Source organism: Pseudochelatococcus lubricantis (assembly GCF_011762225.1).
GTDB classification, from domain to species: Bacteria; Pseudomonadota; Alphaproteobacteria; order Rhizobiales; family Beijerinckiaceae; genus Pseudochelatococcus; species Pseudochelatococcus lubricantis.
Window position 1 is genome coordinate 726,741 of the sequence record NZ_JAASQI010000001.1, and the last position, 25,398, is coordinate 752,138.

24 protein-coding genes and 1 riboswitch are annotated in these 25,398 nt (G+C 67.9%); of the genes, 13 read left to right on the plus strand and 11 right to left on the minus strand.

The genetic code is table 11. The features are described 5' to 3' along the window. Positions 1 to 191 precede the first annotated feature (191 nt). Both FHS82_RS03105 and FHS82_RS03110 read left to right on the plus strand, forming a co-directional pair. Entirely contained in the window at positions 192 to 1,121 is a 930-nt protein-coding gene (locus FHS82_RS03105) for a hypothetical protein (RefSeq protein ID WP_166948555.1), read from the plus strand. A gap of 105 nt (positions 1,122 to 1,226) precedes the next feature. Continuing rightward, a complete protein-coding gene (locus FHS82_RS03110; protein ID WP_166948557.1) occupies positions 1,227 to 1,526 on the plus strand; it encodes a hypothetical protein in 300 nt (99 codons plus the stop codon). On the opposite strand, the gene grpE is transcribed toward FHS82_RS03110, so the two are convergent. The 8 genes from grpE to erpA form a co-directional block, all read right to left on the minus strand. Beyond that, the gene (gene grpE / locus FHS82_RS03115; protein WP_166948559.1) at positions 1,519 to 2,118 is read right to left on the minus strand and encodes a nucleotide exchange factor GrpE; all 600 of its coding nucleotides are present in this window, start codon (positions 2,116 to 2,118) and stop codon (positions 1,519 to 1,521) included. The two genes, FHS82_RS03110 and grpE, sit on opposite strands and share 8 nt — an antisense overlap. Before the next feature lie 148 nt (positions 2,119 to 2,266). Further along, the gene (locus tag FHS82_RS03120) at positions 2,267 to 5,035 is read right to left on the minus strand and encodes a [protein-PII] uridylyltransferase (RefSeq protein WP_246224989.1); all 2,769 of its coding nucleotides are present in this window, start codon (positions 5,033 to 5,035) and stop codon (positions 2,267 to 2,269) included. A gap of 192 nt (positions 5,036 to 5,227) precedes the next feature. Then, on the minus strand, positions 5,228 to 7,651 hold the full coding sequence (gene pheT, locus FHS82_RS03125) for a phenylalanine--tRNA ligase subunit beta (RefSeq protein WP_166948561.1): 2,424 nt from the start codon (positions 7,649 to 7,651) through the stop codon (positions 5,228 to 5,230). A 29-nt stretch (positions 7,652 to 7,680) separates the two neighbouring features. Next, complete coding sequence (pheS, locus tag FHS82_RS03130; RefSeq protein ID WP_166948563.1) at positions 7,681 to 8,763, minus strand: phenylalanine--tRNA ligase subunit alpha; 1,083 nt, start codon at positions 8,761 to 8,763, stop codon at positions 7,681 to 7,683. 188 nt (positions 8,764 to 8,951) lie between these two features. Beyond that, positions 8,952 to 9,317: a 50S ribosomal protein L20 gene (rplT, locus tag FHS82_RS03135; protein ID WP_166948565.1), complete on the minus strand. Its 366-nt coding sequence runs from the start codon at positions 9,315 to 9,317 to the stop codon at positions 8,952 to 8,954. Between the two features lie 41 nt (positions 9,318 to 9,358). Continuing rightward, positions 9,359 to 9,559 carry a 50S ribosomal protein L35 gene (rpmI, locus tag FHS82_RS03140; RefSeq protein WP_166948567.1) on the minus strand — a complete coding sequence of 67 codons (201 nt, stop codon included), beginning with the start codon at positions 9,557 to 9,559 and terminating at the stop codon, positions 9,359 to 9,361. 176 nt (positions 9,560 to 9,735) lie between these two features. Continuing rightward, positions 9,736 to 10,560 (minus strand): isocitrate lyase/PEP mutase family protein, encoded by an 825-nt coding sequence (locus FHS82_RS03145; RefSeq protein WP_166948569.1) that lies wholly within the window; start codon positions 10,558 to 10,560, stop codon positions 9,736 to 9,738. Positions 10,561 to 10,718: 158 nt separating this feature from the next. After that, positions 10,719 to 11,081, minus strand: coding sequence for an iron-sulfur cluster insertion protein ErpA (gene erpA / locus FHS82_RS03150; RefSeq protein ID WP_166948571.1), 363 nt, complete (start codon positions 11,079 to 11,081; stop codon positions 10,719 to 10,721). A gap of 153 nt (positions 11,082 to 11,234) precedes the next feature. Between erpA and FHS82_RS03155 the strand changes: the two genes are divergently transcribed. The 10 genes from FHS82_RS03155 (at position 11,235) to FHS82_RS03200 (ending at position 21,925) form a co-directional block, all read left to right on the plus strand. After that, entirely contained in the window at positions 11,235 to 12,473 is a 1,239-nt protein-coding gene (locus FHS82_RS03155; RefSeq protein ID WP_246224991.1) for a deoxyguanosinetriphosphate triphosphohydrolase, read from the plus strand. Between the two features lie 61 nt (positions 12,474 to 12,534). Then, a complete protein-coding gene (argS, locus tag FHS82_RS03160; RefSeq protein ID WP_166948575.1) occupies positions 12,535 to 14,298 on the plus strand; it encodes an arginine--tRNA ligase in 1,764 nt (587 codons plus the stop codon). Between the two features lie 182 nt (positions 14,299 to 14,480). Beyond that, a complete protein-coding gene (locus FHS82_RS03165; RefSeq protein ID WP_208394050.1) occupies positions 14,481 to 16,172 on the plus strand; it encodes an SPOR domain-containing protein in 1,692 nt (563 codons plus the stop codon). A gap of 134 nt (positions 16,173 to 16,306) precedes the next feature. After that, positions 16,307 to 17,389, plus strand: coding sequence for a beta-N-acetylhexosaminidase (gene nagZ / locus FHS82_RS03170; protein ID WP_166948579.1), 1,083 nt, complete (start codon positions 16,307 to 16,309; stop codon positions 17,387 to 17,389). 138 nt (positions 17,390 to 17,527) lie between these two features. After that, complete coding sequence (locus FHS82_RS03175) at positions 17,528 to 18,337, plus strand: segregation and condensation protein A (RefSeq protein WP_166948976.1); 810 nt, start codon at positions 17,528 to 17,530, stop codon at positions 18,335 to 18,337. Then, on the plus strand, positions 18,334 to 18,969 hold the full coding sequence (gene scpB / locus FHS82_RS03180; protein ID WP_166948581.1) for an SMC-Scp complex subunit ScpB: 636 nt from the start codon (positions 18,334 to 18,336) through the stop codon (positions 18,967 to 18,969). Before FHS82_RS03175 ends, scpB begins: the two co-directional genes overlap by 4 nt. A 70-nt stretch (positions 18,970 to 19,039) precedes the next feature. Continuing rightward, a riboswitch (TPP riboswitch) is annotated at positions 19,040 to 19,138 on the plus strand. Next, positions 19,128 to 20,264 (plus strand): glycine oxidase ThiO, encoded by a 1,137-nt coding sequence (thiO, locus tag FHS82_RS03185; RefSeq protein ID WP_208394051.1) that lies wholly within the window; start codon positions 19,128 to 19,130, stop codon positions 20,262 to 20,264. (Overlaps the previous riboswitch by 11 nt.) A 29-nt stretch (positions 20,265 to 20,293) precedes the next feature. Next, positions 20,294 to 20,506, plus strand: a complete 213-nt coding sequence (gene thiS / locus FHS82_RS03190) for a sulfur carrier protein ThiS (protein ID WP_166948583.1) — start codon at positions 20,294 to 20,296, stop codon at positions 20,504 to 20,506. Positions 20,507 to 20,510: 4 nt separating this feature from the next. Further along, on the plus strand, positions 20,511 to 21,296 hold the full coding sequence (thiG, locus tag FHS82_RS03195; RefSeq protein WP_166948585.1) for a thiazole synthase: 786 nt from the start codon (positions 20,511 to 20,513) through the stop codon (positions 21,294 to 21,296). Continuing rightward, entirely contained in the window at positions 21,293 to 21,925 is a 633-nt protein-coding gene (locus FHS82_RS03200) for a thiamine phosphate synthase (RefSeq protein ID WP_166948587.1), read from the plus strand. The genes thiG and FHS82_RS03200 overlap by 4 nt, the downstream gene beginning before the upstream one ends. Here the strand turns inward: FHS82_RS03200 and FHS82_RS03205 are convergent. After that, positions 21,906 to 22,934 carry a P1 family peptidase gene (locus FHS82_RS03205; protein WP_166948589.1) on the minus strand — a complete coding sequence of 343 codons (1,029 nt, stop codon included), beginning with the start codon at positions 22,932 to 22,934 and terminating at the stop codon, positions 21,906 to 21,908. The genes FHS82_RS03200 and FHS82_RS03205 overlap by 20 nt on opposite strands. 102 nt (positions 22,935 to 23,036) lie before the next feature. Here FHS82_RS03205 and FHS82_RS03210 point away from each other — a divergent pair, with 102 nt between their 5' ends. Then, positions 23,037 to 23,765 (plus strand): cytochrome c biogenesis CcdA family protein, encoded by a 729-nt coding sequence (locus FHS82_RS03210; RefSeq protein ID WP_166948591.1) that lies wholly within the window; start codon positions 23,037 to 23,039, stop codon positions 23,763 to 23,765. Between the two features lie 108 nt (positions 23,766 to 23,873). Here FHS82_RS03210 and FHS82_RS03215 read toward each other — a convergent pair whose 3' ends face one another. Continuing rightward, the gene (locus FHS82_RS03215; protein WP_166948593.1) at positions 23,874 to 24,998 is read right to left on the minus strand and encodes a branched-chain amino acid ABC transporter substrate-binding protein; all 1,125 of its coding nucleotides are present in this window, start codon (positions 24,996 to 24,998) and stop codon (positions 23,874 to 23,876) included. Between the two features lie 44 nt (positions 24,999 to 25,042). Further along, positions 25,043 to 25,396: a DUF6867 family protein gene (locus tag FHS82_RS03220; protein ID WP_166948595.1), complete on the minus strand. Its 354-nt coding sequence runs from the start codon at positions 25,394 to 25,396 to the stop codon at positions 25,043 to 25,045. Positions 25,397 to 25,398: the final 2 nt, after the last annotated feature.

The window sequence follows — 25,398 nt, forward strand, 5'->3', positions numbered from 1 at the left end:
TGTCTGCTTCGCAAGTGCCGGATGTCCCTGTCGCCAGAACATTTTTGGGCGCGCCGCCTCGTCCCGGCGGCACAGGGCGGTTATAAACAGTCCAGTTATAAACAGCCCTGGAGCTGCTGCCGTTAGCGCGACGTTTATGGAAGACTGGTAAAGTCGGCGTCCGTAAAGCATAAGCTTGCAATGAGGGTCGCATGACGGGGGGCACCAGCATCGTGAAGAAGTCCGTTTCGCTGGCGCTGGCGCTGTGGATACCGTTGTCGGCGGCCCAGGCGCAGACGGGGGGCCCGCTCGTGCTGCCCGGCGCCGTCAGCCACCCCGCAGAGCCCGCAGGCGCCACGCCGCGCCAGCCTTCCCCGGCCCGGCCGGCGCGTCCCGCGCCTCCCACGCAGACGCCCGCGCCGGGTGCGCCGCCCGCCGCGCCCGGTGTCGCGCAACCGGCAGCGCCGCCGCGCGCCGCCACGCCGGCCGCGCCCTTGCCGGACAATATCTTCGGACAGGTTTTCCACCGCAATGGCCTGCCGGTGCATGAGGGCGGGCGGCTCACGATCACCGAGCAGCAGCCCGGCGTCGCCGGGTTGCGCCTGCAGGCCTTCGGGCATCTCATTTCCGACCGTGCCGCCCGCTGCGCGATAGACCTCGGCAGCGACGGCCCGGCGCCGATGCTGCGCATCGAGGAACCCTACAGCCAGTCGCGCTACCGGCTGCAGTCGCCCGTCTGCCCACTGGTCGTGGAAGTGCTCCCGCACGCTGTGCGCGTCTCGATTCCCGACGGCGAGTGCACCTTCGTGCAGGCCGACTGCCGGCTGGAGCCGGAGGGGCTCTGGGGGCCGGACGGCGACGAACTCGCCAGCCGCACGTCTGCCATCGAGCGCCAGCGTGGCAAGGCCGAACGCGAGATGCGGGAGGTGTCGCGCAAGCTGCTGAGGCGGCTCTCCGGCGCGGAGCAGCGCGATGCCGCTGCCGAGCAGGCGGCCTTTTCATCGGAGCGCGCCATGGTCTGCCGCAACTACAAGCAGGAGGACAAGCACGGCTTCTGCGCGGCGGAACTCACATCCGCGCGGGTGGAGCGTCTCAACAAGCGCTTCGAACTCACGCCCGAGCGCACGACGCGCGGCCGCTGACCGCGGCGCACAGGTCAGGCCATCACGCGCGAAAACCGTCGCGGATAGCGGCGCGACATCCTATATATACGGCATGGGAACCGTTTGTCGGGGGAGTTCGCCATCATGGGCGCGACGTTTGAGCATGTAGGACCGGCAGCAGGCCGGGGCCTGAGAGGGCGGGCGCTGGCAGCCGCCGTTGTCGCTGCCGCCATGCTGCTCGCAGGTGCGGCGCAGGCCCAGCAGACGCGGCAGCAGCGCGTGCTGCAGGATACCAACCGCCAGCTGCAGCAGCAGCTCGACACGCAGCAGCGCGACCAGCAACTGCAGTTCCAGATGAACCAGCTCCGCGATCAGCAAATGCGGCAGCAGCAGTTCCAGCCCCTGCCGCCGCCCGTCATCGCGCCGCCGGCGCCGATCAGATGATCGGCGTATCGTCGTCCAGTGCAGGCGGCGCCTTCGCGCCGCCCTTGGAGACGCCGACAAGAGCAGGGCGCAGCACGCGCTCGCCGATCTTGAAGCCCGTCTGCATCACCTGCACCACGGTGCCGTTGGGCACCGACGCATCCGGGATCTCGAACATCGCCTGATGCAGGTGGGGATCGAACTTCTCGCCGCGGGGCGAGATTTCCGTCACGCCGTGGCGCGCGAGCGTCTTCACCAGTTCCCGGTCGGTCAGCTCAATGCCGTCGACGAAGCCCTTCAGGGGGCCGTCGGCCGTGCGCTGCTCGGCCGGAATGGCGTCGAGCGCGCGGCGGATGTTGTCGGAGACGGACAGAACGTCGCGGGCGAATGAGGTGATGCCGTAGGTGCGGGCATCGGCAAGCTCGCGCTCCGTGCGCCGGCGGATGTTTTCCATTTCCGCCAGCGTGCGCAGAAGCTTGTCCTTCAGGTCCGTCTTCTCCGCCTCCAGCTGGGCGATCTGGCCGGCGTCGATCGTCTGCTCGGAAGCGGTTTCAATCTCGGCGGTCCCGTCGGTGGCCGCTGCCTCCGCACGTTCGTTGATGTTCTGGGTCATGGTCCATCGATGCTAGGTGTGACAAGGACAATAACGAAAACCTTCCGATTCTGCCGAACGGAAAGCACCTCGCGACGATATCATCGTTCGGCGCGGGAAAATCAAGGGTATGCGGGAAATCGCCGCCGGTTGCCGGTCGCGGCGGGCTTCAGCCCGGCCCGGCGTCCTCGTCGTCGAACACAGCGATGACCGCCTTGCGGATCGCCGCCTGCTTCCCCGGCTGTGTGATCTTGGCGCCGATGAGATCGGTGACATAGAAGGCGTCGACCGCCTTCTCGCCAAACGTGACGATGTGGGCGGAGGCGATGTTGAGGCTGAGTTTCCCGAGCGCCGTCGTCAGGTCGTAGAGCAGGCCCGGCCGGTCGAGGCCAGCGATCTCCAGCACCGTGTAGTTTTTCGACAGACTGTTGTCGATAATGAGTTCTGTCGGCACGTTGAAGGGGCGTTTGGGCGTGCGCGGGCGGCGCTGGTCCACCAGATCGGCGATGCGCAACTGCCCTTTCAGGGCGCTCTCGATGGTGCGGGCGATCTTCTGCGCGCGGCGCAGCTCGTCGTCGTCATCCTCGAAGGCGCGGGTGAGGAACAGGTCGTCGAGGGCGAGGCCGTCCGTGGTGGTGAAAACCTGCGCGTCGGCGATGTTGGCGCCCGAGGCCGCGCACGCACCGGTCATGACGGCGAGCAGGCGCGGGTGGTCGGGCGCGAACACGGTCAGTTCCGTGACGCCCCGGAACTTGTCGGTCCCGGTGGCGATGGCGAGCGTCTGCCCCGCCGCCTCCGTTTCGCGGATGAAGCGTGCATGCTTGATCTTGCGGGATACATCGACCTTGAGCCAGTAGGCGGGATAATGGCGCGCCTTGTAGGCATCGAAGGTCGCCTCGTCCCAGTCCTCCAGCGCCTTGCGCAGTTCGGCCTGCGCGTGGGCGACGCGCTGGTGGCTGGAAATGGCCGAGTGGCCGCCGGTGAGCTGTGGCTCGGTCTCGTAGTAGAGCGTGCGCAGCAACTCGCCCTTCCAGCCGTTCCACACGCCAGGCCCCACGGCCTTGATGTCGCAGACGGTGAGGATCAGCAGCAGTTTCAGCCGCTCCAGCGTCTGCACGTTGGCGGCGAAGGTGCGGATCGTCTCCGGATCGGCGATGTCGCGGCTCTGCGCCACCGTCGACATCACCAGATGGTTTTCGATCAGCCACGCCACCGTTTCCGTCTCGGCGGCGTCGAGGCCCAGACGCGGCCCCAGCGTGCGCGCCATCTTCGCGCCCGCGATCGAATGGTCCTCCGGCCGCCCCTTGGCGACATCGTGCAGGAAGGCCGCGACATAAAGCGCGCGCCTGTGCTGGATGGTGTGGATGATCTGGTGCGACAGCGGATGCTCGCTCTCCATCTCGCCAGCATCGATTCGCGCCAGCACGCCGAGCGTGCGGATGAGATGCTCGTCCACCGTGTAATGATGATACATGTTGAACTGCATCAGCGCGACGATGCGGCCGAACTCCGGAATGAACCGCCCCAGCACGCCCGCCTCGTTCATGGCCCGCAGCACCGTTTCGGGGGCGTTGCGCGAGGTGAGGATGTCCAGGAACAGGCGGTTGGCCTCCGGCGCCTCCCGCACGGCCCTGTCGATCAGCTTGAGCGAACGGCGCGCGAGGTGCGTCGCGTCCGGATGGATGGCGAGCGTGTGCCTGTCGGAAAGCCAGAACAGGCGGAGCAGGTTGACCGGATCGCGGCTGAAGACGTCGTCACCCGTGACGGTGATGCGGTTGTTGTCGACCTGGAAGCCGCTCGCTCCCAGCCGCACGCGGCGGGGATGGCGCAGGCGGCGCATGAAACGGTCGAGCACGGGTTCGGGCTTGGCGTGGCGTGCCTCCAGCGCCGCGCAGACGACGGCGGTGAGGTCGCCGACATCCTTGGCCACGAGGAAATAGCGCTTCATGAAGCGCTCCACCGATGACATGCCGTCGCGGCGTGCGTAGCCGATTCGCTCGCTGACGGTGCGCTGCAGACCGAACGACAGCCGCTCCTCCGCCCGCCCGGAGGCGAAATGCATGTGGCAACGCACACGCCACAGGAACTCCGTGCAGCGGCGGAACATCGCCGCCTCCGCGCTGTCGAACAGCCCGACCTTGATCAGCGCATCGGGCGTGCGCGCGCCGTAGACGTATTGCGCCAGCCACAACAGGATGTTGAGGTCGCGCTGCCCGCCCTTGCCCTCCTTGACGTTGGGCTCCACCACATAGCGCGATGCGCCCGCACGGGCGATGCGCGTGTCGCGCTCGGCGAGCTTGGCGACGACGAACTCCTGCTCGGTGCCGGCGACGACTTCCGCCGCGAAACGGTGTTCGAGTTCCTCGAAGAGCTTCTTTTCGCCGGTGAGGAAGCGGGCCTCCAGCAGGGCGGTGCGGATGGTCATGTCGCCCCGCGCCTCATGCAGCGATTCGTCCACGGAGCGGGTGGCGTGGCCGATCTTCAGCTTCAGGTCCCACAGCATGTAGAGCATCGTCTCGACGACGCTTTCGCTCCATGCGGTCTGCTTGTAGGGCAGCAGGAACAACAGGTCGACGTCGGAATGCGGCGCCATGGTGCCGCGGCCGTAGCCGCCGACAGCCGCCAGCGCCAGCCGCTCGCCCATGGAGGGAACGTTGACGCGATGGAAATGGCGGACCGTCACCGCGTGGATGGCGCGCACGACGGCGTCCGTGAGGCGTGACAGGCGGCGCGCGCAGGCGAGCCCGTTCTGGTCCTGCATCAGCGCGGCCTCGGCCTCGGCGTGGCCCTCGTCGAGCGCCTGGCGCAGCGCGTCGATCAGCGCCGCACGCAGGACGGTCTTGTCGCCGCCGTGCCAGGCCTCGATCTCCTCAAGCCTCTGCCCCAGGTCCGCGATGGCCCGCAGGTCGTGGGGGGAGGCAGCGCGCAGCATGGTCATCGGCCTGTCCTGTTTAGAGCGCCAGACGTTCTGATGGAATCATCTGATCGATCAGGATCCGCTCAAAATAAGGAATCTAGAAACTGTCCTGTTTCAACGTAAACAGGACAGATTCTAGGCGATGTAAGGGGAAAAGGGCAATGGAATCATGGCCCTTTTCAGTCTGTCATCGTGCCGGCGCGCCGGGAAGGCCTATCCGCGCAGCGTTGCGCCGGTTTTCTTGGCAACTGCCTCGACAATGCGCTGCGAGATCGCCTCGATTTCAGGCTCCGTCAGCGTCTTGCTGGCAGGTTGCAGCGTGACGGCGGTGGCGACGGACTTCCGGCCAGCCTCGATGCCTGGCCCCTCGTAGATGTCGAACACGCGGATGTCCGAAATCAGCGCCCGCTCCGCGCCCTGGATGGCCTTGATGATATCGCCGGCGGCAACATCCGCATCGACCACGAAGGCAAAGTCGCGGCTGAGCGGCTGGAAGTCCGACAGCACGAGTTTGGGCCGCGCCTTCGTCGGGCGCTCCTTGGGGGCGGGCAGGCGGTCTAGCACGATTTCCGCCACCGCGAGCGGCCCTTTCGCGTCGAGCGCCTGCAGCACCTTCGGGTGCAACTCGCCGAACGCACCGATGATGGTCTTCGGCCCGAACTGCAAGGTCGCGGAGCGGCCGGGATGATACCATGCCGGGCCGCCGGGGACGACCTGCACGCCGGCCGTGGCGATGCCGAGCGCCGTCAGCAGGGCGAAGGCATCGGCCTTGGCGTCGAACATGCCGACATCCTCGCCGCCGCCGTCCCAGTGCTTGCCCACGCCTTCCGCCCGCGCGGAGCCTCGGCGCAGCGCGACGGCGCTCGTCGTCTGGCCCTCGGGCGTGTCGTCGGCGAACACCTGCCCCACCTCGAACAGGGCGACATCGCCGAAGCCGCGGTCGGCGTTGCGCTGCGCTGCGCGGATCAGGCCGGGCAGCAGGCTCGGGCGCATGTCCGACAAATCGGCGGCGATGGGGTTGGCGAGCGCCAGCCGCGCGTCGCCGCCGCCGAACAGCTCCGCCTCCGCCTTGCTGACGAAGGACCACGTGACCGCCTCGACCAGCCCGCGCGAAGCATAAAGCCGGCGGGCGAGGCGCGTGCGCCGCTGCAGCAGCGTCAGAACCGGCTTCGTGATGCCGGGCTCGATGCGCGGCAGCGGCGTCGAGGTGACGTTGTCGATGCCGGCGATGCGCAGGACTTCCTCGACGAGATCGGCCTTGCCCTCCACATCCGGCCGCCACGAGGGGCGGACGACGTCCGCGGTGTCACCGTCGCCCGTCACGACGAAGCCGAGTGCCTGCAGAATGGCGCGCGCGTCGTCACGCGCGATGTCGAGGCCGGTAAGGCGCTTTACCTCCGCCCATGGCAGCGCGATGGTGCGCTCTGCATCCGGCACCGCGCCCGCCAGCGTCACCTCGGACGGCGTGCCGCCGCAGAGGTCGAGCACCAGCCGCGTGGCGAGTTCCACCCCCGGCACCGTGAGGGCGGGGTCGACGCCGCGCTCGAAACGGTAGCGGGCGTCCGTGATGATGCCGAGATCGCGGCCGGTGCGGGCGATGGTGAAGGCGTCCCACAGCGCGGACTCGATCAGCACGTCCGTCGTGTTCTCGTCGCAGCCCGAATGCTCGCCGCCCATGATGCCCGCGAGCGACTCGGGGCCGTTGTCGTCGGCGATGACGACGTTGCCCTCATCGAGCCTGTACGTCTTGCCGTCGAGCGCCAGCAACTCCTCACCGGCGCGCGCCCGGCGGACGACGAGATCGCCCTTCACCTTCGCCGCATCGAACACATGGAGCGGCCGGCCGCGGTCGAAGGTGATGTAGTTGGTGATGTCGACGAGCGCGTTGATCGGCCGCAGGCCGATGGCTGTCAGGCGCTTCTGCAGCCATTCGGGGGAAGGGCCGTTCTTCACGCCGCGCACGAGGCGCAGGGCGAAGGCGGGGTTGAGCCTTTCGTCACCGGGTGCGAAATCGCGGATGACCCTGACCGGGTTCTCGCCTTCGCCCGCCACCGGCGCCACGTCGGGCGTGATCAGGCTGCCGAGCCCCGCCGCCGCGAGATCGCGCGCGATGCCGGCGACACCCAGCGCATCCGGGCGGTTGGGCGTGACGGCAACATCGATGACCGGATCGTCGAGCCCGGCCCACGCGGCATAGGATGCGCCGACGGGCGCATCGTCCGGCAACTCGAAGATGCCGCTGCTGTCGCCGGGCAGGTCGAGTTCCTCGGGCGAGCACATCATGCCCCGGCTCTCGACGCCGCGGATGGCGCCGACCGCGATGGTGATGTCCTTGCCGGGAATATGCGTGCCGGGCGGCGCGAATACCGTCTTCAGCCCGGCGCGCGCGTTGGGGGCGCCGCAGACGATCTGCACGGGCGCCCCCTCGCCGGTGTCGACGGAGCAGACGCGCAGCCGGTCGGCATTGGGGTGCTGCTCGGCGGTGAGGATATGCGCGATCCGGAAGGCCGCAAGCTCCTTCGCCTTGTCCTCGACGTCTTCGACCTCAAGGCCGATGCGGTTCAGCGCGTCGAGAATCTCGTCGAGCGAGGCGTCCGTCGCCAGGTGATCCTTGAGCCAGGAGAGAGAAAATTTCATCGCTTTGCTTCCTTGTCCCGGATTTCGGATCAGACGCTCAGGCCGCCCGCCAGCGACGGCAGGTCGAGCGGGCGGAAGCCGTAGTGAGACAGCCAGCGCGCATCCGCCTCGAAGAACGGCCGCAGGTCCGGCATGCCGTATTTCAGCATGGCGATGCGGTCGATGCCCATGCCCCAGGCAAAGCCCTGATACTCATCGGGATCGAGCCCGACATTGCGCAGCACATTCGGATGCACCATGCCGCAGCCGAGAATTTCCAGCCAGTCCTCGCCCTCGCCGAAGCGGATGTCGCCGCCCTTGCGCGCGCACTGGATATCCACCTCCGCCGACGGCTCCGTGAACGGGAAGAACGACGGGCGGAAGCGCATCTTCACATTCGGCACCTCGAAGAACGCCTTGCAGAACTCCTCCAGAATCCATTTCAGGTGGCCGAAGTGGGCGGAGCGATCGATGACGAGGCCCTCCACCTGGTGGAACATCGGCGTGTGCGTCTGGTCCGAGTCGCAGCGGTAGGTGCGCCCGGGGCAGATGACGCGGATCGGCGGCTTCTGCCCCTGCATGGTGCGCACCTGCACGGGGCTCGTGTGCGTGCGCAGCACCTTGCGCTCACCCTTCGCGTCGGGAGAGAAGAAGAACGTGTCGTGCATCTCGCGCGCCGGATGGCCTTCGGGGAAGTTCAGCGCGGTGAAGTTGTAGAAATCGGTCTCGACATCCGGCCCCTCGGCGATGGCGAAGCCCATGTCGGCGAAGATCGCCGTCAACTCGTCGATGACCTGGCTGATGGGGTGGATGCGCCCGCGGGTCTGCGGGCCTTCCTGCACGGGCAGCGTCACGTCGGCGCGCTCCTGCGCGAGGCGGGCGGAAAGCGCCTCTTCCTGCAGGGTGGCCTTGCGGTCGGCGAGGGCGGCGGCGACGCGGTCGCGCAGACCGTTGATCAACGGGCCGCGTTCCTTGCGCTCGTCGGGGGTCATGCTGCCCAGCGTCTTCAGCAGTTCGGAGACGGAGCCTTTCTTGCCGAGCGCGGTGACGCGCACGGCCTCCAGCGCCGCCTCGCTGGCTGCGGCGTTGACGGCTTCGATCAGGGATGTTTCGAGATGGGAAAGATCGGACATATGTTCCTCGGCGCGCCAAGATGACACTGCAAGCTGGCACTGGCTGCCTGCTTGTCGGCAATGGCCGGGGAACCGTCAAGCCCTTCCGGCCACATCGATACGTTTCGCGGCAAGGCGTTGCCGTCACGCACGGATCCCGGAAAGGAGGGGCCGGGCATTGGTATGCCCGGCCTTGAAGCATCAATGGATCAGGCTGCGGCGGGGAGCGCCGACTTCGCCTTTTCCACGATCGCCTTGAAGGCCTCCGGCTCGCGGATGGCGAGATCGGAGAGAACCTTGCGATCGACATCGACGCCCGCCTTGCCGAGACCGTCGATAAATCGGCTGTAGGTGAGGCCGTATTCGCGCACCGCCGCGTTGAGGCGCTGGATCCAGAGCGCGCGGAAAGTGCGCTTCTTCACCTTGCGGTCGCGGTAGTTGTACTGCATCGACCGGTCGACGGCGGCCTTGGCGGTGCGGATGGTGTTCTTGCGGCGGCCGTAGAAGCCCTTGGCTGCCTTCAGAACCTTCTTGTGCTTGGCGTGAGACGTCACGCCGCGTTTGACGCGGGCCATTGCTTTGGCTCCTCAAAATACCGGGTGGAAACGGAAAAGGTTCAGCCGTTGGGCAGGAAGTACTGCTTCACGTTCTTGGCATCGCCCTCGAAGAGGGTCATGGTGCCGCGCTGGTTGCGGATGAACTTCTTGGTCCGCTTGATCATGCCGTGGCGCTTGCCCGCCTGGGCAGCGACGACCTTGCCGGTGCCGGTGATCTTGAAGCGCTTCTTGGCGCCCGATTTCGTCTTCAGCTTGGGCATTTGGCTTCCTTTCGTAATACCGCACCTTCCCCGCGTGCGCGGGGATGAATCGGCCTGATGTTGCTCGAAAGCACATCGAACCGCCACGGCAGCCCTTTTAGCCGGGCGACTCTGATGAAGCGGCGCTTATGACAGATTGTTGCCGTTCAGGCAAGGGGAGCGGCGGGAGAACGACGTCAGGTTTTCGCCTCTCCGGTAAAGAATCCCTCCAGTTCGGCGAAGCCCATGGCCTGCTCCGAAAACCGGAAGGTGCCATGAGCTTGCATCTCCCGCGCCGCGCGCACGAATGCACCGAAGGCCAGGCGCGCCAGGGCCGAGCCGACGCTGATGCGCTTGACCCCGGCCTCCGCCAGTTCCGTTGCGCCGAAAGTTGCTCCCGGCATGCCCATGACGACGTTGACCGGCTTGCTGACAGCTGCACATACAGTCCGGATCGTGTCGATATCAGTGAGCCCGGGAGCATAAAGAACATCCGCTCCGGCGTTCCCGAAAGCTTGCAGACGCCTGATCGTGTCGTCGAGATCCGGGCGCCCCCAGAGGAGGTTCTCACAGCGCGCCGTCAGGATGAAATCGTGGGAAAGAGACCGGCAGGCTTGCGCCGCCGCCTCGATGCGCTCCACAGCGTGGTTGAAATCGTAGATCGGTTGCCGCCGATCGCCCGTGTGGTCTTCGAGAGAGCACCCCGCGAGGCCGATACCGGCGGCGGCCACAACGGTTTCCGCCGCGCTCGCGGGACTGTCTCCGAAGCCCTTTTCAAGATCGGCCGAAACGGGGAGCGGCGTTGCCTCCACCAGCGCCTTGCAATGTGCAAGAACATCCTCGCGGGGCGCCAGGCCCTCCGCTATTCCCATGGAGAACGCCATGCCGGCGCTGGTCGTCGCAAGAGCCGGGAAGCCCATGGCCGCGAGAATACGGGCGGTGCCGACATCCCACGGATTGGGAATAATGAACGTCCCGGGGTTTTGGTGTAGTTGCCGAAACAGTGTGCGCCTGTCGTCCATTGTCTTGCCTTCCGGTTGACCCAACGGAAATGAGCAGTAACACATCGTTTGGAACGAATAAAGAACAGGCGGGTTATCGGCAACAGGTCGAGAGGCTGTGGCTGACGTAGGGGGTGCGTTTCCGGATCGCGGGCGCAAACGCCCACGATCCTTCCTGTCTAGATCGAGAACGAGGTGCCGCAGCCGCAGGAGGCCGCGGCGTGGGGGTTGTCGATCTTGAACGACTGGCCGATCAGATCGTCGACGAAGTCGAGCACCGAGCCGTCCATATATTGCAGGGAGATGGAATCGACGAGCACAACGGCTCCGTCCTTCTCCACCACGATATCGTCGTCGTTACGGGTTCTGTCGATGTCGAAGGCGTACTGGAAGCCGGAGCAACCGCCGCCGTTGACGCTGACACGCAGCATCGCCCCTTCGGGCTCCTTCGACAGCACACGCCTGATGCGCCGCGCCGCGCTGTCGGTCAGCGTGATCGGGCTTGCGGCGTCCGTCGTCCCGGTGGATGGTGAGATGGTCATGGCGCTGCAACCTTTGTATTGCGATACTGTCCGTCCGTGGTACCTCACGCACAAAGGTAATGCGGGGACCGGCCCGCTGCAACGGGCGCGTTGTGAATGGCCGCTGCCCGCCGCCGGCATGCTGGCCGGAGAGATTATCAGGGGATCGGTGTCTTGAACGTTTTCGACAAGGCCATATTCAGGAGGCCGCTGCATGGCGAGCGGTGGCGGGCGCCGTGGTCGAGCGATCCGGCTGCGACGCGCGGCAGGCTGTTTCCGGAGGAATCGTCGCCGACGCGGTCCGAGTTCCAGCGCGACCGCGACCGCATCATCCATTCCACGGCCTTCCGCCGCCTGAAGCACAAGACGCAGGTGTTCGTCTATCACGAGGGCGATCACTACCGCACGCGCCTCACGCATACCATCGAGGTGTCGCAGATCGCCCGCGCGCTCGCCCGCGCGCTGGGCCTCGACGAGGATCTGGCGGAAGCGCTCGCGCTGTCGCACGACCTCGGCCACACGCCCTTCGGCCACACGGGCGAAGAGGCGCTGGACGCCTGCATGAAGGGCTTCGGCGGCTTCGATCACAACGCGCAGGCGCTCAGGATCGTCACCCGGCTGGAACGCCGCTACGCGGGCTTCGACGGCCTCAACCTGACGTGGGAGACCCTTGAGGGGCTCGTCAAGCACAACGGGCCGCTCTGCGACGCGGAGGGCCGGCCCTTCGGGCGATACAGGGCGACCGGCGTGCCGGGCGCCATCCTCGAATATGACGCCGTCCACGCTCTCGAACTCTCGACCTTCGCCAGCGCGGAGGCGCAGGCCGCCGCGCTGGCCGACGACATCGCCTATGACGCCGCCGACATCGACGACGGGCTGCGGGCGGGCCTGTTCACGCTCGCGGATCTGCGCGCCATCCCGTTCGTCGCCGGCCTGCTGGACGAGATCGCGGCGCGCTATCCGGGCCTCGAAAGCGTTCGCACCGTGCATGAGCTGGGCCGGCGCATCATCACGCGCTTCGTTGAGGACGTGATCCGCGAGAGCGAGGCGCGCATCGCGGCGCTCTCCCCCGCCGATGCCTCGGCCGTGCGCCATGCCCGCGCGCCGGTGGTGGCGTTCTCGCCCGCCATCATCGCGGCGGACCGGGACATCAAGGCCTTCCTGTTCTCCTATATGTACCGGCATCCGCGCGTCGTGCACGTGCGCGAGGGCGCGGACCGCGTCGTGCGCGATCTGTTCGAGCGTCTGCTCGCCGAGCCGCGCCTGATGCCGCTCGAATGGCAGGAGGGGCTGGAGAGCGCGGACGAGGCCCGTCTGCGCCGGCGCGTGGCCGACTATCTCGCCGGCATGACCGACAGCTACGCCCTCGATGCGCACAGGCGCCTGTTTGACGATACCCCGGAATTGCGATAGGCCGCGCGTCAGCATTTGCAATGAACCGGCACGGGGCCGTTGCCGGCGCATCGAGGCATTCATGAACATTTTCGACATCTATCAGCACCGGCTCATCGCCGTCATCGAGAAGCTGGTGACGGAAGGCAAGCTGCCGGAAGGGCTTGACCTGTCGCGGGTGGTGGTGGAGCCGCCGCGCGATCCCGCGCACGGCGATCTCGCGACCAACGCCGCGATGGTGCTGGCGAAGCCCGCCGGCACCAACCCGCGTGCGCTCGCGCAGCTCCTCGTCGCCGCCCTCGCGCAGGAGAAGGGCGTGGAAAACGCGGCGACAGCGGGGCCGGGCTTCATCAACCTGCGGCTCAGGCACGAGGTGTTTCACGAGGTGCTCGGCGCGGTGCTCGGCGCGGGCGCGGATTTCGGGCGCGGCGCGGCGAAGGCGGATCGGCCGGTCAACGTGGAATACGTCTCCGCCAATCCCACGGGGCCCATGCATGTCGGCCATGGACGCGGTGCGGTGTTCGGCGACGCGCTGGCCTCGCTCCTCGCCTTCGCGGGCCATGCCGTGACGCGCGAATACTACATCAACGATGCCGGCGCGCAGGTGGACGTGCTGGCGCGCTCCGTCTTCCTGCGCTACCGCGAGGCGCTGGGCGAAGCCATCGGCGGCATTCCCGAAGGGCTCTATCCGGGTGACTATCTCGTCCCGGTGGGCGAGAGGCTTGCCGGGGAATACGGCCGCGCGTTGCTGGACAAGCCGGAGGCCGAATGGCTGCCGCAGGTGCGCGATGTCGCCATCGATGCGATGATGGACATGATCCGCGACGACCTCGCGGCGCTCGGCGTCCGCCATGACGTCTTCTTCTCGGAGCGCACCCTGCACGCGGGGAACGGGGACAGCGCCATCAGCTCGACGATCCACGCGCTGCAGGAGCGCGGCTTCGTCTATACCGGGCGCCTGCCGCCGCCCAAGGGCCAGTTGCCGGAGGACTGGGAGGACCGCGAGCAGTTGCTGTTCCGCGCCACGGACGTCGGTGACGACATCGATCGGCCGCTCGTGAAGTCGGACGGCAGCTACACCTATTTCGCCGCCGACGTCGCTTATCTGCGCGACAAGTACGTGCGCGGCTTCAGGGACCTCATCTACGTGCTGGGCGCCGACCACGGCGGTTATGTGAAGCGCCTGCAGGCGGTGGGCCGCGCGGTGGGCGGCGATGACGTGAAGGTGATCGTGCTCCTCGCCCAGCTCGTGAAGCTGCTGCGGGAAGGCGAGCCGGTGAAGATGTCGAAGCGTGCGGGCAGCTTCGTCACCCTGCGCGAGGTGATCGACGAGGTGGGGCGCGACGCGGTGCGCTTCATGATGCTCTACCGCAAGAACGATGCCCCTCTCGATTTCGATCTCGCCAAGGTGGTGGAGCAGTCGAAGGATAATCCCGTTTTCTACGTGCAGTATGCGCACGCGCGCTGCGCGTCGATCTTCCGGCAGGCGCGCGAGACCTTGCCTGATCTCGACACGAGCCGGGAAAAGCTTGGCGAGGCGCATCTCGCCGTCTTGGCGGACGAAGCGGAAATAAATATACTCAAGCTGGTGTCGCAGTACCCCCGGGTGATCGAAGCCGGCGCCTCGAACCATGAGCCGCATCGGGTGGCCTTTTATCTGTATGAACTGGCCGCTGCGTTCCATGGCCTGTGGAACAGGGGCAAGGATGCGCCGCAATTACGGTTTGTTAATCAAACTGACAGACAGTTGACGGCGGCGAGGCTGGCTCTCGTGGAGGCGGTCCGGTCGGTTCTGGCGTCCGGGCTTGCCGTTCTGGGAGTGGCAGCGCCTGATGAAATGCGCTGAAGGTGCGGACACGGCGTTCTTCGTGAGAGGGTGGCTGTTCGACGGTTGGCGTGAATGTGGTGGTGGACTGGCCTGGACCGGATTGGCCCCGTCGGTGTTTCGGTCGGCCTCCCGCCTGGCATGAATCCAGGCTTGCCTGAAGGATCACTGCACCCATGAGTAACAACAGCAGAGCCCACGTCATGCGTGACAGAGACGGTCTTGAAGAGCAGAACTGGCGCACGCCCGCTCCGGCGCCGCGCGGCGAGGATCCGCTTGCGGAACTCGCGCGCCTCGTCGGGCAGGGGCTTCCCCAGTCCAGGGGGCCCGCGCCCGTACGGCCGGTAGAGCCTCCGGCGCCTTCACCCGCGCCAGCCGCCGGGGGCCCGCAGCCCGACTGGGTGAACGAGATCGAACGGGCCTTCGCCCATCTCAGCCCGCGCCCGGCCCAGCCTGGCGTGCAGGCACAGCCGCAGGAACAGCTGGCGCAACCCGATCCTTCGCAGCCGAATCCTTCGCAGCCCATGCCCGAGTGGCTACGCAGCCCGGCGGTTCCGGTGGCGAAGGAGCCGGCGCCGGATGTCTACGCACAGGAATTCAGCCGCGAACTGGAAGGCGCGTCCGGCACGCCCCGGCCTTCCGCCGACGACTATTACGCACAGGATGCGTACCAGCTTGCCGCCTCCGGCAACGCGCCCGGCCCCGACGAGCGGGAATGGGACGGTTACGGCACGCAGGCCGCCCCCGCGCAAAATGGCTATGGCGCGCAGCAGGACGGTTACGGCGTTTACGCCGATGACGGCCGCCAGCAGGCAGCGGACGACGGTTACGACGACGGCTATGCCGATGTGGGCTATGCGGAGCCGGCGCCGCGCCGTCGCCGCGGCCTCGTCATCGCGGCCGTCGCGCTCGGTCTCGGCGCCGTGGCGCTGGCGGGTACGCTGATGTTCAGGGGCGGCAGCGGAGAGAGCGCCAGCGGCGAGCCGCCTGTCATCACCGCTGACGGCCAGCCGGTGAAGGTTGAGCCCGAAACCCCCGGCGGTGCGGAAATACCCAATACAAACAAGGCGATATACGAACACACCAACCAGGCGCCGACCGGCGAGGGCTCGGTGGTGGTCGACAATCGCGAGCAGCCCGTCGACATCAATCAGGTGCTGGGCCAGCAGGGCCAGGCCATGCCGCAGGCGGGCGAAACCACGACCACGACGCCGCCCGGCGCCGCGGCGGACGTGACGCTGCCCGAGGCACCGGAGCCCACGAGCCCGGCCATGGTCGCGCTCGGCGAGCCGAAGCGCGTGCGCACCGTGTCCGTGCGCCCCGACGGCAGCATCCTGCCGTCGAACGGGCGGGCAACACCCACGGCGCCGGCGCCCGCCGCGCCCACCATCGAGCAGCTCGCCACGGCAACGCCGGAAACCTCGTCGCCGGCAACGCCCGCCGTGACCGCGCCTGCCGTCGCGGAGCCCGCCGCTGCAACGCCTGCGGCGGCGCCCGTTCCGCGTCCGGCCGGCGTCAACCGTCCGGCGACGCGCGCGCCCATGCAGATCGCGCCGCTGCAGATCAGCCCGCAGGCCGGCCGCCCCAACCAGCAGGTCGCGGCCGCGCCGGCGCCTGCCGCGCCGCAGCCCGTCTCGCCCACGGCGGCCGGTGGCAACTTCACGGTGCAGCTCGCGGCCCCCGGCAGCGAGGGCGAGGCGCGCAACCTGTTCGCCTCCCTGCAGCGTCGCCACGGGGAACTCTCCGGCTACTCGCCCAATATCGTGCGCGCGCAGGCTGGCGGACGCACCATCTACCGCCTGCGGGTCGGTTCCTTCCCCACGCGCGATGCCGCGACGGCGTTGTGCGTGCGCATCCAGGCCTCGGGCGGTCAGTGCTTCGTGGCGCGCAACTGAGGCGTGAAGGCCGCGATGAGGAAAACGCGGGGCGTTTGCCGGTCTGACGGACCGGCGGACGCTTCCGCATGTCCGGCCAGAGGCCGGGCAGCAGATAGCGGCGATACGCTGGCGATGGATACGGGTTTGGTTGCATGAAAGCGCTGGTTCTGGGCTGTGCTGGCCCCACGCTGACGGATGAGGAACGCGCGCTTTTCCGCAGCGCCGATCCCTGGGGGTTCATCCTTTTCAGGCGCAATGTGGTCTCTCCCGATCAGGTGCGGGCGCTGACGGCGGCGCTGCGCGAGAGCGTCGGCCGACCTGAGGCGCCGGTTTTCGTCGATCAGGAAGGCGGACGTGTCCAGCGCCTCGGCGCGCCGCACTGGCCGTCCTATCCGCCGGGCGCGGTCTATGGCCTGATGGAGAACGGGTTCGCTCGTCTCGGCGCGCGCCTGATCGCGGCGGATCTGCGTGCCGTCGGCATCACCGCCAATTGCGCGCCCGTGCTCGACGTGCCCGTCGCAGGCGCGAACGACGTGATCGGCGACCGCGCCTATGCCACGGAACCGCAGCGCGTCGCGGCGCTCGGTCGTGCGGCGATGGCGGGATATCTCGCCGGCGGCGTGCTGCCGGTCGTCAAGCATATTCCCGGACACGGGCGGGGCAACGCCGACAGCCACAGGGCGCTGCCCGTTGTGGAAGCGAGCGAGGCGGAGCTTGCCGCGCACGACTTCGTGCCGTTCCGCGCGCTCGCCGACGCGCCGCTCGCCATGACGGCGCATGTCGTCTATGCCGCCGTCGACCCGGACCGGCCGGCGACCGTGTCGCCCATCGTGATCGAGCGTATCGTGCGCGGCCACATCGGCTTCGGCGGCCTGTTGCTGACGGACGACCTGTCGATGAACGCGCTCTCGGGAACCATCGGCGAACGGGCAGTTGCCGCGCTCGCTGCCGGTTGTGACATCGCGCTGCATTGCAACGGCGTCCTGCCGGAGATGCGGGAACTCGCCGCCGCCGCGCCCGACCTCGCCGGGGAGGCCGCCGTCCGCGCCGCGCGGGCGCTCGGTCTGCTGGAGCATCCGCCGGAAGCCTTCGATCCTGTGGATGAGCGCCTGCGGTTCGAGGCCGCGGTCGCCGCCGCACTTGCAAATCAGCCCGCCAGCACCAATCCTCTCGTCAGCGCGGTTGCGCCGGCGCAGGGCGACCCGACGGAAGGGCGCGCGCGCTCCGACGCATGATCCGGAAGAGTGGCTGCCACTTTTCGGACAGATCACGTGCAAGCAAGATGGACGGAGCGGCATCTGGCCGCCATGGCTGAACTGCTGCGATAAAGGGAACTGGCAAGAGTGGCGGACGGGGCATCCCGCGCGGATACCATGTCGGACGATTTCGACGCGCCGCAGCAGCGCGAGGCGGAGCCCGCGCTGATCGTCGATGTCGACGGCTTCGAGGGGCCGCTCGACCTGCTGCTCGAACTCGCGCGCCGCCAGAAGGTCGACCTCACGCAGATATCCATTCTGGCGCTGGTGGAGCAGTATCTCGCCTTCATCGAGGCCGCCCGCCAGTTGCGGCTTGAACTCGCCGCCGACTATCTGGTGATGGCGGCGTGGCTCGCCTTCCTGAAATCCCGCCTGCTTCTGCCCGCGCCCGCGCCGGCGGAGGAGCCGGTGGCGGAGGATCTGGCCACCGTGCTGGCGCTGCGTCTGCGGCGGCTGGAGGCGATCCGCCGCGCTGCGCAACAGCTCGCCGGACGGCCGCGCCTCGGGCGCGATGTGCTGGCGCGCGGCGCGCCGGAGGAAATGGCGATCGTCCCGCGCGCGAAGTGGAACGTTTCCCTCTTCGAACTGCTGCGGGCCTATACGGACAACCGGCAGCGGATGGTCAACGCCCGCGTCACCTTGCAGAAGCGGACGGTGTGGTCGCTGGCGGAGGCGCGCGAGGCCTTGCAGCGCCTCGTCGGCGGGGCGATCGAATGGACGATGCTCGACCCATGGCTCGAAAGCTACATGGCGACGCCCGCCATGCGCGCCACGGTGCGCGCGTCCGCCCTCTCGGCGATGCTGGAGATGGTGCGCGAGGGCCACGTCGACATCCGGCAGGACGCGCCGTTTGCCCCCCTCATGCTGCGCCGGCGTGCCGGCGCGCCACACAGCGGGGACCCGGACACGGTGCGGGAGGTGGCATGACGGACCATGGCAACAGCGCTGCCGAAGCGCGCGCGCTGCGCGTGGTCGAGGCGATCCTGTTCGCCTCGCGCGAACCCGTGGCGGAGGAGGAGCTTGCCGCGCGCATCCCCAGCGATGCCGATCTCGCGCGCATCCTCGCGCGGCTTGAGGCCGACTACGCAGGGCGCGGCGTCACTCTCGCGCGGGTGGTGGGCAAGTGGGCGTTCCGCACTGCGCCCGATCTAGCGCCTTCGCTGGTGCGGGAGGTGGAAGAGCCGCGCCGGCTTTCCCGCGCGGCGCTTGAGGTGCTGGCGATCATTGCCTATCACCAGCCTGTGACACGGGCGGAGATCGAGGAAATCCGTGGCGTCGCCACCTCGCGCGGCACGCTCGACACCTTGATGGAAACGGGCTGGATCAGGCTGCGCGGCCGCCGCCGCACGCCCGGGCGCCCCGTGACCTACGGCACCACGCCGGAATTTCTCTCCCACTTCGGCCTTGCCTCCATCGACGAACTGCCCGGCCTTGAGGACCTCAAGGGCGCGGGCTTCCTCGACGGGCGCCTGCCGCGCAGCTTCTCGGTGCCGTCGCCCAGCGACGATGACGCGCTGCGCGACGACGAGGATGCGCTTGAGGACGGCGCGGCGACCTGACGCTCCTCGCCGCACCCTGCTTCTTGCGCGATTCCACTTGCCAAAGTCGGCAAAAGATACGATGTTCCAACCATAGGCACTGGGGTGCCGCGCATCGGGCGCGGCTGAGATAATACCCATCGAACCTGTCTGGGTCATTCCAGCGTAGGGAGGCGCCGTTGGTTACGCAGTCGTCTGACTCCATTATTATTGTCGGTGCCGGTGTCATCGGGCTGTCGGTCGCGTGGCGACTGGCCGGCCGGGGGGCGCACGTCACCGTTTTCGACAAGGGCAAGGCCGGCAGCGGCGCGAGCCATGCGGCGGCGGGCATGCTCGCCGCCTGCACCGAGCTTGAGCCGGGCGAGGATTGGCTTCTGCCCCTCAACCGCGAGAGCCAGCGCCTGTGGCCGGGCTTCGCCGCCGAACTCGAAAGCGCGACCGGCCTGTCGGTCGGTCTTCGCGGCGAGGGCACGCTGCATGTGGCGCTCAATGCCGACGAGCAAGCGCGGCTTCGCCACCACTTCGCGCTGCAGGAAAAGGCCGGCCTGCCCGTGGAATGGCTGCCGGCTGGCGAGGTGCGCGCGCGAGAGCCGCTGCTGGCGAGCACCAGCGGCGCGGTCTGGAGCCCGGAGGACCATCAGGTCGACAACCGCAAACTCGCCGCTGCCCTGCGTGCCGCGGCAATTGGCGCCGGCGTGAACCTGCGCGAGGATGCGGCGGTGGAGCGCATCGTCATCGAAAACGGCCGCGCGGCGGGTGTCGAAGTCGGCGGCGAGCGCCACGCGGCATCTACCGTCGTGCTCGCGGCGGGCGCATGGTCGCGCGGTATCGGCGGACTCACGCCGGACATTCGCCCGCCCGTGCGGCCCATCAAGGGGCAGATGCTGGCGGTTGGCATGGATGCGGGTAACCCGCTGATTCGCCACGTGGTCTGGGCATCCGGCGTCTACCTCGTGCCCCGTATCGACGGGCGGCTCATCGTCGGCGCGACGGCGGAGGAGCGTGGCTTCGACGACAGGCTGACGGCGGGCGGCATCCTCTCGCTGCTGCAGAACGCCTGGCGCGCGCTGCCCGGCATCGAGGAGCTGCCGCTGATCGAGACGTGGGCGGGCTTCCGGCCCGGCAGCCGCGACGACGCGCCCATCCTGGGGTCAGGGCCGGTCGCGGGCCTCGTCTACGCCACGGGCCATCACCGCAACGGCATCCTGCTCACGCCGGTGACGGCCGACATCGTCTCGCGCTTCATTCTGGACGGCGAGCACGATCCGCTGGCGGCGCCCTTTGCGCTGGAACGTTTTCATGCCCATGCGGCATAAGCTGAAAAGATCGAACCGGGATCGGGAAAATGAGTGAAATTCAGGTGCGTGTAAACGGCAGAAGCGAGCAGGTCGGCGACGCGACGCTGGCGGCGCTTCTCGCCCGGCACGACATCGGCCTCGACACGCGCGGCGTGGCGGTGGCGCTGAACGGCGCGGTGCTGCCGCGCGACAGGTGGATGCTGACGGCGCTGCACGCCGACGACCGCATCGAGATCGTGCAGGCAAGGCAGGGCGGCTGATATCATGGCAACGGACATTCACGACGACCCGCTGGTTATCGCCGGGCGCACGTTCACATCGCGCCTGTTCCTCGGCACGGCGGGCTATCCCAACCAGAAGGCGATGCTGGACGCGGTGAAGGCAAGCGGCACCGAGATGACCACGGCCTCCATCCGCCGCATCGACCTGACAGGTGCGGCCGAGAGCCTCGTCGACGTGCTCGCCGGTGCGGTGCATTTCCTGCCCAACACGGCGGGTTGCCAGACTGCGCGCGATGCCGTGCTGACGGCGGAACTCGCACGCGAGGCGCTTGACACCAACTGGGTGAAGGTGGAGGTAATCGGCGACCGCGAACTGCTGTATCCGGACGTCGAGGAACTGCTGCGCGCCACCGCCGAACTCGTCGACAAGGGCTTCGTGGTGCTGCCCTATTGCACGGACGACCCCATCGCCTGCAGGAAGCTGGCGGACGCGGGCGCGGCCGCCGTGATGCCGCTCGGCTCGCCGATCGGATCGGGCCTCGGCATCTCCAACCCGCACATGATCGAGATGATCTGCGCGCGGAGCGCCGTGCCGGTGGTGCTGGACGCCGGCATCGGCACGGCCTCCGACGCCGCGCTCGCCATGGAACTCGGCTGCTCGGCGGTGCTGCTGAACACGGCGGTGTCCAAGGCCAACGATCCCGTGCGCATGGCCATGGCGATGCGGCACGCGGTGGCCGGCGGCAGGCTGGCGCATCTCGCCGGGCGGATTCCCCGGCGCCGCAACGCGGAGGCATCGAGCCCGCAGCTCGGCCTGATCGAATCGTGAACCGGCGGCTTCCAGCGCCGTCCGTCCTCATCGTCACCGACAGGCGTCAGCTTGCGGGCGGCGCGGGCGGGCTGGGGCCGCTGGCGGACACGGCCTTCGCGGGTGGCTGCCGCTGGATCAGCCTGCGCGAGAAGGATCTGGACGCCGACGCGCAGGTGGAACTCGCACGCGACCTCAAGCGGCGCGCCGCCGCCGTCGGGGGGCGCGTCACCGTTCACGGCGCGGCGGAGATTGCGTTGCGGGCGGGGGTCGATGGCGTCCATCTGCCGGAGGCCGCCAACGCGGCGGCGGCGAGGGCCGTGCTCGGCGAGGATGCGCTCATCGGCCAGTCCGTGCACACGCCGGAGCAGGCGCGCGACGCCGATCCCGCCCACCTCGACTACATTATCGCCGGTCCGGCCTTCGCCACTGCCAGCAAGCCGGGTTATGGGCCGTGGCTTGGCGCGACGGGTCTCGCGGTCATCGTGCAGGCGGCGCGCGTGCCGGTGATCGCCATCGGCGGCATCGATGCGAATTCCGCTCCTGTCTGTCTCGCGGCGGGCGCTGCCGGCGTCGCTGTCATGGGCGGCGTGATGCGCGCGGCCGATCCTGCGGCGGAGGTGCGCGCGCTTATCGCGGCGTTGGGCTGAACCTGTCCCGCCAGGCCAACTGCGCGCCGGGGAAGGGCAGGGCCGTCGCCTCGAAGATGCCGCGTGCAATCGCCCGCGCCAGGCAATCGCCAGCGGCAACTCCGAGCGCCGACAGTTCATAGGGCGACGGGCCGAGCGGCCGTCTGCCCGTCGAGGCGGCGAAGACGGTGTCGCCGTCAAGCAGCGCGTGGGAGGGGCGCAACGCCCGTGCCATGCCGTCGTGAGCAGCGAGCGCCAGACGCTTTGCCTGCGCCTTGGTCAGCGCCGCGTCGGTGGCGATGATGGCAATCGTCGTATTCTCGCCCGGCCCGCCCTTGAAACGCGGCACAAGCGCTTCCGGCGGAATGGAGGGCGGCAGGCCGAACCCGCCGAATTCCGCGTTCTGCTCGTACGGCGCGGCCCAGAAGTGCGGGCCGCCGCCGATTACGCCCGACCCCACCGCGTTCACGGCCACGATGGCGCCGACACTGTGGCCCTCCGTGGTGCGTGCACTGGCGGAGCCGATGCCGCCTTTGAGGTTCACCGTCGTGGCGCCATAGCCCGCGCCGATTGTGCCGAGCACGAAGACCCCGCTGGACGCGAGTGCATCCTCGACCGCCTGCTCGGCGAGTTCGCGGTGCGGCGGCGCCCCGACGCCCGAGGCCCAGGGCTTGTTGCCGCCGTTGAGGAGGTCGAATATCACAGCCTGCGGCACCAGCGGCACCCGCACGCTTCCCACCGCATAGCCGCGCCCGTGGCGCGCCAGCGCGCTCATGGCGCCGCCGGCCGCATCGAGCCCGAAGGCGGAACCGCCCGAAAGCACCAGCGCGTCGACGGCCTGCGCCGTCATTTCCGGTTCGAGCAGGGCGGTGTCGCGCACGCCCGGCCCGCCGCCCAGAATGGCGAGCGAGGCGACGGCCGCTTCGTCGAACACCACTACCGTGACGCCGGTGGCAGCGCCGGCATCGTGCGCATGCCCGACGCACAGGCCCGGAACATCGGTGATCAGATTGTGCGTTTCATCCGCCATGCTGCCCTCCGGAACTTTCGCCGATCAAATTGCCGCTATATCGGCCCATGCGCGTTCATGCCATATTGCCGCGGACGGGGCCTCGCGGATACAAGCCCTTGCATGATCGACGTCACTTATCCAGCGGCCGCTCTCGCCGGCCTCCTGAGCTTCCTGAGCCCCTGCGTCCTGCCGCTGGTGCCCCCCTATGTCACGTTCCTCACCGGAACGACGCTTGACAGTCTGACCAAACGCCACGACGCGGGCGTGACGCGGCGGGCCTTCTTCGCCTCGCTGCTGTTCGTGGCCGGCTTCTCGACCGTCTTCGTCCTGCTCGGAGCGACCGCCTCCGCGCTGGGGCAGGTCGTGCGGCAGTATCTCGACGTGCTCGGCATGCTGGCCGGCATCGTCATTATTATCATGGGGCTGCATTTCCTCGGCATCTTCCGCCTCGGCTTCCTCTATCGCGAGGCGCGCATGCAGGTGGACAAGCCCGCCGGGCTCTGGGGCGCCTACGTCATGGGGCTGGCCTTCGCCTTCGGCTGGACGCCGTGCATCGGCCCGATCCTCGCCGCCATTCTCGCGGTCGCGGGGTCGGGGGACAGCGTGGGACGCGGGGCGAGCCTGCTCGCCGTCTATTCGCTGGGCCTCGGTATTCCCTTCATCGCCACCGCCTTCGTCATGAAGCCGCTGGTGTCGTTCATCCGGCGCATGCGTACCCGCTTCGCCCTTGTCGAGAAGGTGATGGGCGGCCTGCTGGTGCTCACCGGCATCGCCTTTCTCACCGGGAGCATCAACCAGTTCTCGTTCTGGCTGCTGGAGACGTTTCCGGCGCTCGGGCAGATCGGATAGCGGCAGGCAGGGGCGTGGTGGCTGTTTTCTCAGCCATCCGGCGGCCTTTCCACGAAAAACCCCGGCGATTGCCCGCCGGGGTTTCTGAATGTCGGGGGTAGCCGACGGTCATTCGACCTCGTTGCCCGAGTAGCCGACGTTGCCGTCAGCCGTCTTGCGCCATTCGTAGACGATGTAGTCCGGACGGGTGATATCGCCCTTTTCGTTGAACGACAGATCGCCGATCACGGTCTTGAATGCCTTGCCGGAACGAATGGTCTCGGCAACCTTCTCCGGATCGAGCGACTTCGCTTCCTCGGCAGCCTGCGCCAGCACCTGCACGGCGGCATAGCTGTAGAGCGTGTAGGTCTCGGGATCGAAGTTCTTGGCCTTGAACTTCTCGACCACCTGCTGCGCGGCCGGGTTCTTGCGCGGATCGGGGCTGAAGGTCATCAGCGTGCCTGCCGCGCCGGGACCGGCGATGGCCGCGTACTCAGATGATGCGATGCCGTCGCCGCCCATCAGCGGCGCGGAAAGGCCCTGGTCGCGCATCTGGCGGGTGATCAGGCCCGCTTCCGTGTAGAGGCCGCCGAAGTACACCACGTCGACATTGGCCGCCTTCAGCTTGGAGACGAGGGCGGAGTAGTCCTTCTCGCCGGTGTTGACGCCTTCGTAGACGACGGCTTTCAGGCCCTTGGCCTGCAGCGCCTTCACGGTCTCGTCCGCGAGACCCTTGCCATAGGGCGTCTTGTCGTGGACGACGGCGATGTTCTTGCCGTTGTAGTGCTTGGCGAGATATTCGCCCGCGACAGCGCCCTGCTGGTCGTCCCGGCCGCAAGTGCGGAAAGTGTTCCACAGACCGCGCTCGGTAAAGACGGGGTTCGTTGAGCCAGGCGAGATCTGGAGGATGCCGGCTTCCTCATAGGTTTCCGACGCCGGGATCGACACGCCGGAGTTATAGTGGCCGACCACGAACTTCACACCCTCGCCCGCGAACTTGTTGGCCACGGACACGCCCTGCTTGGGATCGGACGTGTCGTCGCCGAGGCTCACCTCGATCTTCTCGCCCAGAATGCCGCCCGCCGCGTTGAGATCGGCGACGGCCTGCTCCACGCCGTTCTGGAACTGGTCGCCGACAGCGGCGTTGGGGCCGGTCAGCGGCGCCCCGATGCCGATCTTCACCTGCGCGAAGGCCGCGCCGGACAACGCAAGGCTCAGGCCCAGAGCCAGAGTTCCAACGATCGTTTTCTTCATTACATAACCCCTCCGTTCACGATAAAATTCACCACGGTGAAGCGTCACGCCGCGTTCCTGTCACGCCAGGTGAAAGGACCCGTCCGTGTGTAAAGCCACGAATACTGGGTCGTCATCTGCCGCGCGCGCGTATAGCGGAACCCGGCGAGACCGATGACGATCAGGAAGACCGAGTCGACGAGATAGTAATGTAGCGATAACAGCGTACCATGAAACAGCGCAAAATGGATGAAGCGCACCGCCGCCCCCAGCAGCAGGAAGTAGACGATGCCCTGCCACACCGGCGCCCATGTGACCGCCAGCGCGCGCCCCGTCATCCACGCCGCGCCGCCGCCGAGCACCAGCGTGACGAACAGGAACAGCCACACCGACGATTCTTCGTAAAGAATGCCCTGCATGT

Coding starts and splice junctions, on each gene's coding strand:
- FHS82_RS03220 (WP_166948595.1), bottom strand. CDS start 25,396: ATGCAGGGCATTCTTTACGAAGAATCGTCGGTGTGGCTGTTCCTGTTC.
- scpB (WP_166948581.1), top strand. CDS start 18,334: ATGACGGACCATGGCAACAGCGCTGCCGAAGCGCGCGCGCTGCGCGTG.
- pheS (WP_166948563.1), bottom strand. CDS start 8,763: ATGTCCGATCTTTCCCATCTCGAAACATCCCTGATCGAAGCCGTCAAC.
- FHS82_RS03105 (WP_166948555.1), top strand. CDS start 192: ATGACGGGGGGCACCAGCATCGTGAAGAAGTCCGTTTCGCTGGCGCTG.
- pheT (WP_166948561.1), bottom strand. CDS start 7,651: ATGAAATTTTCTCTCTCCTGGCTCAAGGATCACCTGGCGACGGACGCC.
- FHS82_RS03120 (WP_246224989.1), bottom strand. CDS start 5,035: ATGACCATGCTGCGCGCTGCCTCCCCCCACGACCTGCGGGCCATCGCG.
- FHS82_RS03175 (WP_166948976.1), top strand. CDS start 17,528: ATGTCGGACGATTTCGACGCGCCGCAGCAGCGCGAGGCGGAGCCCGCG.
- nagZ (WP_166948579.1), top strand. CDS start 16,307: ATGAAAGCGCTGGTTCTGGGCTGTGCTGGCCCCACGCTGACGGATGAG.
- erpA (WP_166948571.1), bottom strand. CDS start 11,081: ATGACCATCTCACCATCCACCGGGACGACGGACGCCGCAAGCCCGATC.
- rplT (WP_166948565.1), bottom strand. CDS start 9,317: ATGGCCCGCGTCAAACGCGGCGTGACGTCTCACGCCAAGCACAAGAAG.
- argS (WP_166948575.1), top strand. CDS start 12,535: ATGAACATTTTCGACATCTATCAGCACCGGCTCATCGCCGTCATCGAG.
- FHS82_RS03205 (WP_166948589.1), bottom strand. CDS start 22,934: ATGGCGGATGAAACGCACAATCTGATCACCGATGTTCCGGGCCTGTGC.
- FHS82_RS03210 (WP_166948591.1), top strand. CDS start 23,037: ATGATCGACGTCACTTATCCAGCGGCCGCTCTCGCCGGCCTCCTGAGC.
- thiS (WP_166948583.1), top strand. CDS start 20,294: ATGAGTGAAATTCAGGTGCGTGTAAACGGCAGAAGCGAGCAGGTCGGC.
- rpmI (WP_166948567.1), bottom strand. CDS start 9,559: ATGCCCAAGCTGAAGACGAAATCGGGCGCCAAGAAGCGCTTCAAGATC.
- FHS82_RS03110 (WP_166948557.1), top strand. CDS start 1,227: ATGGGCGCGACGTTTGAGCATGTAGGACCGGCAGCAGGCCGGGGCCTG.
- grpE (WP_166948559.1), bottom strand. CDS start 2,118: ATGACCCAGAACATCAACGAACGTGCGGAGGCAGCGGCCACCGACGGG.
- FHS82_RS03145 (WP_166948569.1), bottom strand. CDS start 10,560: ATGGACGACAGGCGCACACTGTTTCGGCAACTACACCAAAACCCCGGG.
- FHS82_RS03165 (WP_208394050.1), top strand. CDS start 14,481: ATGCGTGACAGAGACGGTCTTGAAGAGCAGAACTGGCGCACGCCCGCT.
- thiG (WP_166948585.1), top strand. CDS start 20,511: ATGGCAACGGACATTCACGACGACCCGCTGGTTATCGCCGGGCGCACG.
- FHS82_RS03215 (WP_166948593.1), bottom strand. CDS start 24,998: ATGAAGAAAACGATCGTTGGAACTCTGGCTCTGGGCCTGAGCCTTGCG.